Source organism: Streptomyces sp. NPDC050388 (genome assembly GCF_040655635.1).
Taxonomy (GTDB): domain Bacteria; phylum Actinomycetota; class Actinomycetes; order Streptomycetales; family Streptomycetaceae; genus Streptomyces.
In genome coordinates this window covers 137,064-149,290 of the sequence record NZ_JBFAKH010000004.1, presented here as the reverse complement: position 1 = coordinate 149,290, position 12,227 = coordinate 137,064, and the positions used below count along the sequence as shown (strand labels likewise).

The 12,227-nt window shown below is 70.8% G+C and carries 9 protein-coding genes; 7 read left to right on the top strand and 2 right to left on the bottom strand.

Features of this window, described 5'->3' with window-relative positions; all coding sequences use genetic code 11:
- Window positions 1-113 precede the first annotated feature (113 nt).
- From AB0I73_RS03985 to AB0I73_RS03975, 3 genes are all read left to right on the top strand, one after another.
- Window positions 114-554 (top strand): hypothetical protein, encoded by a 441-nt coding sequence (locus tag AB0I73_RS03985; protein ID WP_363033491.1) that lies wholly within the window; start codon window positions 114-116, stop codon window positions 552-554.
- A 181-nt stretch (window positions 555-735) separates the two neighbouring features.
- On the top strand, window positions 736-1,695 hold the full coding sequence (locus tag AB0I73_RS03980) for a hypothetical protein (protein WP_363033489.1): 960 nt from the start codon (window positions 736-738) through the stop codon (window positions 1,693-1,695).
- Window positions 1,696-1,792: 97 nt separating this feature from the next.
- Window positions 1,793-2,794, top strand: a complete 1,002-nt coding sequence (locus AB0I73_RS03975; protein ID WP_363033487.1) for an endonuclease/exonuclease/phosphatase family protein — start codon at window positions 1,793-1,795, stop codon at window positions 2,792-2,794.
- 117 nt (window positions 2,795-2,911) lie between these two features.
- Here AB0I73_RS03975 and AB0I73_RS03970 read toward each other — a convergent pair whose 3' ends face one another.
- Window positions 2,912-4,999 carry a PhoX family protein gene (locus AB0I73_RS03970; RefSeq protein WP_363033485.1) on the bottom strand — a complete coding sequence of 696 codons (2,088 nt, stop codon included), beginning with the start codon at window positions 4,997-4,999 and terminating at the stop codon, window positions 2,912-2,914.
- Between the two features lie 277 nt (window positions 5,000-5,276).
- Between AB0I73_RS03970 and AB0I73_RS03965 the strand changes: the two genes are divergently transcribed.
- The 4 genes from AB0I73_RS03965 (at window position 5,277) to AB0I73_RS03950 (ending at window position 10,249) form a co-directional block, all read left to right on the top strand.
- Window positions 5,277-6,944, top strand: a complete 1,668-nt coding sequence (locus AB0I73_RS03965; protein ID WP_363033483.1) for a VWA domain-containing protein — start codon at window positions 5,277-5,279, stop codon at window positions 6,942-6,944.
- Window positions 6,945-7,073: 129 nt separating this feature from the next.
- Window positions 7,074-8,801 carry a methionine--tRNA ligase gene (gene metG, locus AB0I73_RS03960; protein ID WP_363033481.1) on the top strand — a complete coding sequence of 576 codons (1,728 nt, stop codon included), beginning with the start codon at window positions 7,074-7,076 and terminating at the stop codon, window positions 8,799-8,801.
- Window positions 8,802-8,903: 102 nt separating this feature from the next.
- Entirely contained in the window at window positions 8,904-9,269 is a 366-nt protein-coding gene (locus tag AB0I73_RS03955; RefSeq protein WP_109381492.1) for a PH domain-containing protein, read from the top strand.
- 65 nt (window positions 9,270-9,334) lie between these two features.
- The gene (locus tag AB0I73_RS03950; protein ID WP_363033479.1) at window positions 9,335-10,249 is read left to right on the top strand and encodes a hypothetical protein; all 915 of its coding nucleotides are present in this window, start codon (window positions 9,335-9,337) and stop codon (window positions 10,247-10,249) included.
- 97 nt (window positions 10,250-10,346) lie between these two features.
- On the opposite strand, the gene aspS is transcribed toward AB0I73_RS03950, so the two are convergent.
- A complete protein-coding gene (gene aspS, locus AB0I73_RS03945) occupies window positions 10,347-12,110 on the bottom strand; it encodes an aspartate--tRNA ligase (RefSeq protein ID WP_363033477.1) in 1,764 nt (587 codons plus the stop codon).
- Window positions 12,111-12,227 lie beyond the last annotated feature (117 nt).

Genomic DNA, 12,227 nt, shown 5'->3' with positions numbered 1-12,227 from the left:
CGGCACGCATCCGGTCGGTACGCCGACTTGCCGACGGCCCCGTACCGGTGTGCTCTGGAGGAGGAAGCGAGGGGAAGCCCATCCAGGGGAAGCTGAGGAAGAGGAGCGCTCTCATGTCTCATGCGGCACCCGGACCCAGGACCGCGAGCGGGCGGCCCGGCACGATCCGCCTCTTCAGCGACCGGACCCACGGCGTCGCCAGGCTGGCGGTGCCCGTCGTCCTCGGGCTCGTCTACGGCTGCTGGGCGGCGACCAACGCACGCCACGGCGGGCCCATCACCGGTGGGAACGTCCTGTTCGGGTTCGTCACCGCGCTGGTGTTCGCCGTTCTGTGCGCGGCCCTGCTGAGCGTCGCGCCGAAGCTGCGCCGCGAAGTGCACGCGGCGCTGTGGGGCGCCTTCTCCGGCATCGCGGTCGGCTTCCTCGTCAACCAGTCCGGCACGAGCGTGCTGCGGTCGACGGTGCTGGGGCTGGTGATCGCGGCGTGCGTCTTCGTGTTCACGTTCTACCGCTACTACACGCACGAGGACGCGAAGGGTCACCGCATCGAGTGACGCGGCCTCCTTCGCGGCGGCCGCCGGCTCCTTCGCCGCTGCCTCCGGTCCGGCATCGCGGGCGCCGGGCACGGGGCGGGTGATCCGAGCACTCCGGACATCCGGGTGCTCCGGACATCCGGGTACTCCGGATGCCCGCCCCGCGCTCGCGCGTCCGGCCCCCGGCACCTTGGCTGGAGGGATGCCTCCCGCCGCCGAAGCGCCCCGCCGCGAACCGACCGCCGCACGCCTGCGCAACGCCCTGTCGGCGGCGCTCCTCGCCCTGGCGTGCCTGCTCGCGCCCTGCGGCGCGCTCGCGGCCTGGGCGACGTACGGGCTGGCCGACACCGGACGGTACGTCGACACGATGGCGCCGCTGGCAGCCGACCCCGGCGTACGCGACGCGGTCGCCGAGGCCGTCGGGGACGAGGTCCTGCGGGAGCTGGACCCGGGGCCGGCGCGCAGCACGTTCGAGCCGTTCGTACGGGAGGCGGTCCGCTCGTTCACCCGCACCGAGGCGTTCGCCACGGCGTGGGAGGCGGGGAACCGGGCCGTCCACGACGCCGTCCTGCACGCCCTGCGCGACGAGCGGGCGGCCCCCGGCCCGGTCACCGTCGACCTCGCGCCCGTCACCGCCCGGATGAAACAGCGACTCGCCGCCGATCACATGCCGTGGGCCGAGCGCATTCCGGTCCGGCACACCGAGGTCGCGGTGGTGCCGGCGGGGGAAGTGGCCGGGCTCCGGCAGGGATACCGCGTCCTGACCGCCGCCGCCTTCCGGCTGCCGCCCGCGGCAGCCGTCCTGGTCGTCGCCGGGATCGCCGTCGCCGTCCGCCGCCGCCGCGCGGTCACCGCGACCGGGCTCGGCATCGCGCTGGGCGGTGGTCTGCTCGCCGCCGCCGTCGTCATCGGCCGCCACCTCACCCTGGCCGACCTGCCCGAGCGGGCCCACCGCCCCGCGGCGGGCGCGGTGTACGACGCCCTCACCGCCACGTTGCACCCCGCGTCCTGGCTGTTGCTCGCGCTGGGCCTGGCCATGGCCCTCGCCTCCTGGCTGACCGGACTCCGCGGTCGTCGCACCGCCCGGCACGGCAGCCGTGCCCCGCGGCTCCGCGGAACGACGGCACCTCCCACGGCCGCCCCGCCCCGGGCGCGGGTCTGAGCGCGGATCGCCGCAACCTCCCGTCGTGCGCCCTCGTCCTTGAGGGAGGATCTCCGTGCATCCCGGTGCATCCCACCCGCGAACGGAAGGCCGGACGTTGGACACTGCGACTGCCCGGTGGGCGGCCACCGAGGACGGCGCCGGGCGCCGCGGCGGCGGGCGGCGGTCCGGCGCGTGGTGCGCGGCGCTGCTCTTCGCCGGGGTGAGCGCCGTCATCGGCTGCCGGACCGTCGGCACCGACGGCGTCACCCCGGTTCCCCAGCTGCTCGCGTTCCTGCCCTGGCTGCTCGTCCCCACCGCCGCCGGGCTGCTGTGCACCGTGCTCGCCCGGTGGTGGACCGGCGCGGTGTGGGGCGTCGCCCTGCTCGGGCTGCTGGCCTGGTTCATCGAGCCGTACGGGAAGACCGGCGCGCCCGTCGGGCCCCCCGTCGCCGAGCTGCGGGTCATGACCTCCAACGTCGAGTTCGGCCGGGCCGCCGAAGGGCTGGTCGACGCCGTGCTCCGGGAGAAACCCGACCTGGTGTTCGTCCAGGAGTGCGAGTACACCTGCGACGCGGTGCTGAAGCGGGAACTGGCGGCCGCCTATCCGCACCGGCGGGCCGTGGCGGGCGGCGGCTCCGAGGGCTCCGTCATCCTCAGCCGCTTCCCGCTCGAGGGCACCGACGGCGTCCCCGGCACCATGGGCATGCCCGGCGCCGTCGCCGACGTCGACGGGCACGCGGTACGGCTCCAGCTCGCCCACCCCATGCCACCGCTCCCCGGCCAGGTGGACGTCTGGCAGCGCGAGCTCGGCAGGCTGCGCGACGCGGCCGCCGCGGACCGGACCACCCCGACGGTGCTCGCCGGGGACTTCAACGCCTCCCAGGACCACGCCGCCTTCCGGCGCATCCTCGACACGGGTCTCAGCGACGCCGCCCGGCTGGACGGCTCGTACCGGGTTCCGACCTGGCCGGCCAGGACCACTCCGACGTTCGGCGCCCAGATCGACCACGTGCTGGTGTCCGAGCGGTTCGCCGCGGACCGGGCCCGCTTCCTCGACCTCGCCGACACCGACCACCGCGCGCTGGTCGTCGACCTGACGCTGCACCGCGGCGGCTGACCCGGGCCCGCCCCCGGTCGCGCCCGGAGACGGCCGGGGTGCGGGCCCCAGCGGGAGCCCGCACCCCGGCCGTGTGCGTACCGGTGTCCGCCGGCGCGCTGTCCGCCGGCGTCGGCGTCAGACGCCGATGTCCTGCCCGTCGGCGCGCCACACGGCGACCACGGACGGCCGGACGTACGTGCCGGGTCCGTCGGGCCAGGTGCTGCCCGGGTTGTCGACCGACGCCCCGTCCACCTCGCCCGGGTGCTGCACGGCGATCAGCACGCGCCGGTCCTGGATGATCGGGCCGCAGGTCTCCGCGCCCCTCGGTACGGTCAGGAACTGCTTCAGCTCACCGCGCCGCTCCCCGCGCGTGGCGACGCCGAAGAGCCCGTCGTGCGAGCCGAGGGCGGCGCCGTCGGTGGAGATCCACAGGTTGCCGTGGTCGTCGAAGGCGACGTTGTCCGGGCAGGAGATGGGGCTGACGGAGTCCTTGGGGAAACCGGCGAAGTACGTCGCCGGGTCCTGCGGGTCGCCCGCCACCAGGAACAGCGACCAGGCGAACTTCGTGCTCTCCGGCCGGTTCCAGCGCTCGGTCAGCTCCAGGACGTGGCCGTGCTTGTTGGCGTTGCGGGGGTTGGCCTCGTCCGCCTTGGGGTTGGCGTCGACACCGCGCCGGGAGTTGTTGGTGAGGGCCACGTACACCTTGCCGGTGACCGGGTTGGGCTCGACGTCCTCGGGCCGGTCCATCTTGGTGGCGCCCACCTTGTCACCGGCGAGGCGCGTGAAGACGAAGACCTCCTCGGCGGTCATGCCCTCGACGTGCGAGACGGCACCGTCGGCGGTGGCGGTGGCCAGCGGGATCCACTGACCGCTGCCGTCGAACTCGCCGTCCTTCGGGAGCTTGCCGGTGCCGTCGATCTCGATGGCCGGCGAGTCACCGGTCAGCTTGGCGACGTACAGGGTGCCCTCGTCGAGCAGCGTGAGGTTGTGCTCGCGCGCGGCCCGGCTGTTGCCGTTCTTCATCCGCTTGCTGCCGACGAACTTGTAGATGTAGTCGAACCGCTCGTCGTCACCGGAGTAGATGACCGGCCGCCCGTCGTGCGTCAGCCGCACGGTCGCGGCCTCGTGCTTGAACCGGCCGAGCGCGGTGCGCTTGCGCGGGGTGGAGTCCGGGTCGTACGGGTCGAGTTCGACGACGTACCCGAAGCGGTGCACCTCGTTGGGCTCCTGCGCGAGGTCGAAGCGCTTGTCGAAGCGCTCCCACTTGCGGTCGGTGGCGCCGGTGCCGATGCCGTACCGCTTGTCGGTGGCGCGGCTGCCGTTGGCGAAGTACTGGTTGAAGTTCTCCTCGGCGTGCAGCGTGGTGCCCCACGGGGTCGTGCCGCCGGCACAGTTGTTGAGGGTGCCGAGCACCTTGGTGCCGCTCGGGTCGACGGAGGTCTTCACCAGGTCGGACCCGGCGACGGGGCCGGTCAGGCGGAACTCGGAGGTGGCCGTGAGACGCCGGTTGAGGTGGTGCCGGGTGACGGGCGTCAGCTTGCCGCTCTTCTTGTCCTCCTCGACGACGACCGCCGCGAGCCCGTGCGCGGCCCAGGCGATCTCCACCTGCTCACGGGTGGGGTTCTCGGAGTCGTAGTCGCGGAACATGAGGATCTCGTCGGTGTACTCGTGGTTGGCCACGAGCACCTGCCGGCCGCGCTCACCCTTGAGGGGGAGCAGCGCGAGGAAGTCGACGTTGTATCCGAACTGTCCGGCCTGCGCCGCGGCGGTCTGGTTCTCGGGATCGAAGGCGGGCGCTCCGCGCAGGATGGGCTCGCCCCAGCGGATGACGACGTTCTGGTCGTAGCCCGCCGGGACGGTGACGGTGTCGGCGGTGTTGGGCGGGACCGGTGTGAACCGCAGGCCGCGGGCGCCCTTCGCCTTGTTGTTGCCGTGGCCGTGACCGTGGCCCTTTCCGGCCGCGGGCAGCGCCTGGGCCTCGGGGGCGCCGGCGAGGCTGACGGCGCCGGCACCGGCCGCGACGACCGTGACGGCGGCGGCGGCCCGCATCATCGAACGGCGGCTGAGGGCGTCGGAGATGACGTCACCGACGTACTCGTTGGAGCTGGTGTTGGGCACCTCGTGGAAGCAGGCGTCACCACACCGGAAACGACAGGTCATGGCGGACCGGCCGCCGGGGTGCGAACCGGACGGCGTTCCGATCAACGGCAGCAGCTTGCGCACGTGTTCTCTCCTTGGAAACCCGGGGTGTCAGCGTGACCATAGGGACACATATGTGCGACAGCCGGGCGCCGGAGTGAACGGAGAGTGAACCTGCGGCAGCATGAAGGGAGTTGCCGGAAGCGCGGCACGAGGGCCCGTGCGGGGCCGGATGCCGCCCTTGACAAGTGCGACGCCCGATACCCGACCCTACCCAAGATCACCCACAAGGGCCGCTAACCTTACGTGTCCGTCCTGGCCAGGGATTGACGGGCTACAACTCATGCGAAGGGTTGCGCACATGGGCATTCTCACTCTCCTGCGGAACGCGTTCGGTCGGTCACGCAGAGCGAGCACCGCAGAGGCGGAGGGTGCGACGCCGGTCGCCGGAACGGACGGTGCGGAACAGTCCGCCCGTGCGGACGAGGCGACCGCGGCCACCCCGACGCCGCCCGATCGGACCGACGAGCCTGCCGCGGCCGCATCGGCGGCCCCGAGGCTTCCGTCCCCCTCCCCCGAACCGACACCCGAACCGACACCCGAACCGACGCCGAAGGCCGAGGCCTCCGTCCCGGAACCCCGCACCGACGAACACGACCTCGTCTCAGCGGCCTTCGACAACGTAACGCCCCCGACCCCCACCATCCCGTCCCCCTCGACCACTCCCCCGACAGAAACCCCCGCCCCGAAGCCGGCTCCCGAGCCCGAGCCGACTCCCGAGCCCGAAGCGAAGGCCGAGCCCGAGGCAGCCGAGCCCGAAGCGGAGGCCGAGCCCGAGGCGAAGGTCGAGGTCAAGCCCGCGCCCGAGCCCGAGGTCGCCCCCGAGACGGAGGCCGAGACCAAGCCCGAGCCTGAGGTCACCCCCGAAGCCGAGGCCGAGACCAAGCCCGAGGTCACCCCCGAAGCCGAGCCCGAGGCGGAGGCCGAAACCAAGACCGCACCCGAGCCGGAGGCCGCACCCGAGCCCGAAGCCGAGGCCGCACCCGAGCCCGAGGCGAAGCCCGAGGTCGCGTCCGAGGCCCCCGAGGCCGAGGCCACGGCAGCACCCGTAGCCGAGCCGACGCCTCAGCCCGAGGTCACCGCAGAGCCGGAGGCCCCGGCCGAAGGGGAGCCCGAGCCCGAGGTCGAAACCGAGCCGGAGCCCGCGACGGCTGCCGCCCCGGAAGCACAGCCGGAACCGGAACCGGAACCGGAGCCCGCACCCGCCGACGGCGAGGACACCCCCCAGGGGCCACCCGCACCCGACAACGAAAGCCGCACGGGTGGTGCGGGTGGGAACCACACCGAGGCCGAAGGCGAAGCCGAGGCCGAGCCGACCACCCCCTCGCTGCCGCAGGCACTCACCACCGCCCACACCGCCGCCGCCACCACCCTCGCGGAGCACGGCCTCACCGGCACCCGCGCCGCCGTCTACCTCGTGCTCGACCGCTCCGCGTCCATGCGCCCGTACTACAAGGACGGCTCCGCGCAGGCCCTCGCCGAGCAGACCCTCGCCCTCGCCGCCCACCTCACCGGCGACCCCGGGACCACCACGGTCAAGGTCGTCTTCTTCTCGACCGAGGTCGACGGCACCGGCGAGCTCACCCTCACCGACCACGAGAACAAGATCGACACCCTGCACGCCTCCCTCGGCCGCATGGGCCGGACCAGCTACCACGCGGCCGTGGCGGAGGTCCTCGCCCTGCACGACAAGGCCGCCCCCGCGGGCACCCCCGCCCTGGTGGTCTTCCAGACGGACGGCGCCCCCGACGCGAAGACCCCCGCCACCCAGGCCCTCACCGAGGCGGCGAAGACCCACCCCGCGGTCTTCTTCTCCTTCGTCGCCTTCGGCGACCCGGAGAACAAGGCCTTCGACTACCTCCGCAAGCTCAAGACGCCGAACACGGCCCACTTCCTCGCCGGCCCGTCCCCCCTGGAACTCACCGACAAGGAGCTCTACGAGGCCGTCCTGAAGTCCTGGCGCCCGTAGTCCCACGGGGGCACCCCCAGCACGTCCCGCGCCGCCCGCTTCTCAGCACGTAGAACGAGAAGCGGGCGGCGCACCCGTGTCGGCTACGATTTGAAGGTTCCGTACGTTTCGACCTGGGAGCAGCCACCGATGGCTCGACACCTCATCACCAGCGCCCTTCCCTACATCAACGGGATCAAGCACCTGGGCAACATGGTGGGGTCCATGCTCCCGGCAGACGTCTACTCCCGTTACATGCGCCAGCGCGGCCACGAGGTCCTGTACATCTGCGCGACCGACGAGCACGGCACCCCCGCCGAGCTGGCGGCGAAGGAGCAGGGCCTCCCGGTCGACACGTTCTGCGCGCAGGCGCACGACGCTCAGAAGGCGGTCTACGACGGCTTCAACCTCGCCTTCGACCACTTCGGCCGCAGCTCGTCGCCGCAGAACGTCGAGATCACCCAGCACTTCGCCCGCCGTCTGAACGAGAACGGTTTCATCGAGGAGCGCTCGATCCGGCAGGTCTACAGCCCGGCCGACGGCCGCTTCCTCCCGGACCGCTATGTGGAGGGCACCTGCCCCCACTGCGGCTACGACAAGGCCCGCGGCGACCAGTGCGAGAACTGCACGCGCGTACTGGACCCGACCGACCTGCTCGACCCGCGGTCGGCGATCTCCGGCTCCACGGACCTGGAGGTCCGCGAGACCAAGCACCTCTTCCTCCTCCAGTCGAAGCTCCAGCACGAGGTCGAGGAGTGGGTCGCCCGGCACGAGGAGGAGTGGCCCCACCTGGCGGCCTCCATCGCCCGCAAGTGGCTGACCGAGGGCCTGCACGACCGTTCGATCACCCGCGACCTGGACTGGGGCGTCCCGGTGCCGGCCGACACCTGGCCGGAGCTGGCGGCCGAGGGCAAGGTCTTCTACGTCTGGTTCGACGCCCCGATCGAGTACATCGCCGCGACGAAGGAGTGGGCGGACTCCGCGCCCGAGGGTGAGACGCGGGACTGGAAGTCCTGGTGGTACGAGGCGGACGACACCGTCCGTTACACGGAGTTCATGGCGAAGGACAACGTCCCCTTCCACACGGTGATGTTCCCGGCCACCCAGCTGGGAGTCCGCGAGCCGTGGAAGAAGGTCGACTACGTCAAGGCCTTCAACTGGCTGACGTACTACGGCGGCAAGTTCTCCACCTCCCAGAAGCGGGGCGTCTTCACCGACCAGGCGCTGGACGTCCTCCCGGCCGACTACTGGCGGTACTTCCTCATCGCCAACGCGCCCGAGTCGGACGACTCGTCCTTCACCTGGGAGCACTTCACCGCCACGGTGAACAAGGACCTGGCCGACACCCTCGGCAACTTCGTCAACCGTGTCCTGTCCTTCTCGAAGAAGCGCTTCGGCGAGGAGGTCCCGGCGGGCGGCGAACCCGGCGAGGCGGAGACCCGGCTCGGCGAGGAGATCGCAGGGCTCCTCGCGGAGTACGAGTCCCAGATGGAGGCGAAGCAGTTCCGCAAGGCGGCGGCCGCGCTGCGCGCCCTGTGGTCCGCGGGCAACTCCTACCTGGAGGAGAAGGCCCCCTGGCTGGAGATCAAGACCGACAAGGACGCCGCCGCCCTCACCCTGCGTACGGCGATGAACCTGATCCGCCTGTACGCGGTGGTGTCGGAGCCGCTCATCCCGACGGCGGCGGCGGCGATGCGCCAGACGTTCTCCCTCGCCGACGACACGGCGACCTGGGTCACCGCCGAGGAGGCCCGCGCTCTCACGTCGGTCCCCGCCGGCACCCCCTTCACCGTCCCGCCGGTCCTCTTCGCCAAGCTGACGGACGAGGACCTGGAGGCGTACAAGGAGCGCTTCGGCGGCGAGCCGGAGCCCGCGTAACGACCGCGCACCACCGACGTCAGGGCCCGGGAACAAAGGTTCCCGGGCCCTGACGCGTCCGTTAGCGTCGCGGTACGACCACGTCACACAGGGGGAGCACTCATGGCACTGTTCGGCAACGCACACAGCATCGACCCGGCGTCGGCACAGCAGGACTACGCCCGCCTCCTGGGCCACGGCGAGCAGGTGCACGCCGCCTACCTGCTGATCCGCGACACCATCCTCTTCACCGACCGCCGGCTGATCATGATCGACAAGCAGGGCATCACCGGCAAGAAGACCGAGTACCACTCGATCCCGTACCGCAGCATCACCCACTTCGCCGTCGAGACCGCCGGCCACTTCGACCTCGACGCCGAGCTGAAGATCTGGATCTCGGGCACCCCGGCGCCGGTGGAGAAGACCTTCACCAAGGGCGTCGACATCTACGAGGTCCAGGCCATCCTCACCCAGTTCGTGGCCCGCTGACCCGATCGGGTGAATGCTGCACATATATCGGGTGCATGAACCATGGGTGCACCAGGTTTGCGCTCATGGTCACAGCAACACACGAGGCCTCCCACCGGCTCTTCCAGGACCACCCGGAGGCCCTCGCGCCCGTCTTCGAAGCACTGGGCCTGCCGCTGCCCGTGAAGACGGACTTCCACGAGCTCTCCACCGACGTCACCGAGATCCGTCCGATGGAGCGCCGCGCGGACACGGTCCTCATGTTCGAGCCCGACATGGGTGAGCACTTCGTCCTGGCCGTGGAGGCCCAGACGAAGAAGGACCCGGACAAGGCGAAGAGCTGGGCGTACTACGTCGCCCACCTGCGTGCCAAGTACGACCTTCCCGTCCTGCTGGTCGCCGTCTGCCGCGACCGTTCGACGGCGGCCTGGGCGATGGGCCCCTTCGAGTGCACCGTGGGTCCCTGGACCACCCAGGTCACCCGCCCGTTCGTCCTGGGCCCGCAGACCGTCCCGGAGGTCGCCGACGAGTCAGTGGTGGTCCAGCAGCCGGCCATGGCGGCACTGTCGGCCATCGTTCACAGCCAAGGCCGGAGGGCGGCCGCCATACTGGAAACGGTCGCCCGCGGACTCGTTTCTTTCGAGCCGGACATCACGAAGTACTGGTTCGAGGTGGTGGAGGTCGGTCTGGAGTCCACTCCGGCCAAAGAGAACTGGAGGAAGCTGATGCAGAACGTCGTCACCCACTTCCCGGGGCACGGAACGCTCTTCGAGGAGAAATACCTGGAGGGAAAGGCCGAGGGAAAGGCCGAGGACATCCTGCGCGTACTGCAGGTACGCGGGCTCACGGTCTCCGACGGCGTCCACGAGCGCATCACCACCTGCACCGACCTCGACACGCTCACCGCCTGGTTCGATCGCTCCTTGACGGCCACCACGGCCGAGGACGTTCTCGAGGAGGGCTCGGACGTGCCGATGGACGACGCCTCCGAACAGCCATGAAGAAGTAACGTCAGACGCCGCTCACATCCGTCGTGAACGACGGCGAGGGCCCGGAACCGATGTCGGACATCGGTTCCGGGCCCTCGCCGCTGTGTGACTACTTCGGCTGCGGCTTGCGGACCGTCAGGTGGAGTTCCTTCAGGCGGGCCTCGTCCAGTTCCGTCGGCGCGCCCATCATCAGGTCCTGGGCGTTGCCGTTGAGCGGGAAGGCGATGGTCTCGCGGATGTTGGGCTCGTCGGCGAGGAGCATCACGATGCGGTCGACGCCGGGCGCGATGCCGCCGTGCGGCGGGGCGCCGAAGCGGAACGCCCGCAGCATGCCGGCGAACTGCTCCTCGACGGTGTCGCGGTCGTAGCCCGCGATCTCGAAGGCCTTGAGCATGATCTCCGGCTCGTGGTTCCGGATCGCGCCGGAGGACAGTTCGACGCCGTTGCAGACGATGTCGTACTGCCAGCCCAGGATGTCCAGCGGGTCCTGGGTCTCCAGGGCCTCCAGACCGCCCTGCGGCATGGAGAAGGGGTTGTGGGAGAAGTCGATCTTCCCCGTGTCCTCGTCCTTCTCGTACATCGGGAAGTCGACGATCCAGCAGAAGCGGAAGACGCCCTCCTCGAAGTGGCCGGCCCGCTTCGCGGCCTCCACCCGGACCGCGCCCATGATCTTGGAGACCTCGTCGAACTCACCCGCGCCGAAGAACACCGCGTGGCCGGGGGCCAGGGCCAGCCGCTTGGTCAGCTCCGCGACGTTCGCCTCGGTCAGGAACTTCGCGATCGGGCCGGTCAGCGAACCGTCCTCGGTCACCCGCACCCACGCCAGGCCCTTCGCACCCTGCGCGACGGCGTAGTCGCCGAGCTGGTCGAAGAACTTGCGCGGCTGAGCGGAGACGTCCGGCACCGGCAGCGCGCGGACGTGCTTTCCGGCGAACGCCTTGAACTCCGAGCCCTCGAAGACGTCGGTGATGTCGACGAGCTCCAGCTGGGCGCGCAGGTCCGGCTTGTCGGAGCCGTACTTCAGCATCGCCTCACGGAACGGGATCCGCGGGAACGGCGAGGTCACGTGCCGTCCGTTGCCGAACTCCTCGAAGAGCTCGGTCATGAGCTTCTCGATGGGCTGGAAGACGTCCTCCTGCTCGACGAACGACATCTCCACGTCGAGCTGGTAGAACTCGCCCGGTGAGCGGTCCGCGCGGGCGTCCTCGTCGCGGAAGCAGGGCGCGATCTGGAAGTAGCGGTCGAAGCCGGAGATCATCAGCAGCTGCTTGAACTGCTGCGGGGCCTGCGGCAGCGCGTAGAACTTGCCCGGGTTGAGACGCGACGGGACGACGAAGTCACGGGCGCCCTCGGGGGAGGTGGCGCTGAGGATCGGCGTCGCCATCTCGTTGAAGCCCAGTGCCGTCATCTTGTGACGGATGGCCGAGATCACCGACGTGCGCAGCAGGATGTTGCGGTGCATGCGCTCGCGGCGCAGGTCCAGGAAGCGGTACTCCAGGCGCCGCTCCTCGTTGACCCCGTCCTCGGTGTTGATCGTGAAGGGGAGGGGGGCCGCCGCGCCCAGCACCTCGACCTCGTCGACCTCGACCTCGATCTCACCGGTCGGCAGCTCGGCGTTGACGTTCTCCGCGCCACGGGAGACGACCTTGCCGTCGATCCGGACGACGGTCTCCTTGGAGAGCCGGTCGAGGGTCTCGTAGGAGGGCGTGCCCGGGCGGGCCACGAGCTGCGTGATGCCGTAGTGATCGCGCAGATCGATGAACAGGATGCCGCCCAGGTCGCGCCGATTGTGCAGCCAGCCGCTCAACCGGACGTCGGTGCCGACGTCAGTGGCGCGGAGCTCGCCGCAGGTGTGGGACCTGTACCGATGCATCGTCGTTCATCCAGCCTTCGCGGATCGGGGTCTTGGTGTCGGGGTCTTTGTTTCACGTGAAACTCCCCCAAGCCTACCGGCCGCCCCGCGATCACTTGCCCCGGACGATCCGCCGAC

What these genes read in the sequence shown, in the direction of transcription:
- aspS (WP_363033477.1), bottom strand. Translation starts at nt 12,110, where the DNA reads ATGCATCGGTACAGGTCCCACACCTGCGGCGAGCTCCGCGCCACTGAC.
- AB0I73_RS03985 (WP_363033491.1), top strand. Translation starts at nt 114, where the DNA reads ATGTCTCATGCGGCACCCGGACCCAGGACCGCGAGCGGGCGGCCCGGC.
- AB0I73_RS03965 (WP_363033483.1), top strand. Translation starts at nt 5,277, where the DNA reads ATGGGCATTCTCACTCTCCTGCGGAACGCGTTCGGTCGGTCACGCAGA.
- metG (WP_363033481.1), top strand. Translation starts at nt 7,074, where the DNA reads ATGGCTCGACACCTCATCACCAGCGCCCTTCCCTACATCAACGGGATC.
- AB0I73_RS03950 (WP_363033479.1), top strand. Translation starts at nt 9,335, where the DNA reads ATGGTCACAGCAACACACGAGGCCTCCCACCGGCTCTTCCAGGACCAC.
- AB0I73_RS03955 (WP_109381492.1), top strand. Translation starts at nt 8,904, where the DNA reads ATGGCACTGTTCGGCAACGCACACAGCATCGACCCGGCGTCGGCACAG.
- AB0I73_RS03980 (WP_363033489.1), top strand. Translation starts at nt 736, where the DNA reads ATGCCTCCCGCCGCCGAAGCGCCCCGCCGCGAACCGACCGCCGCACGC.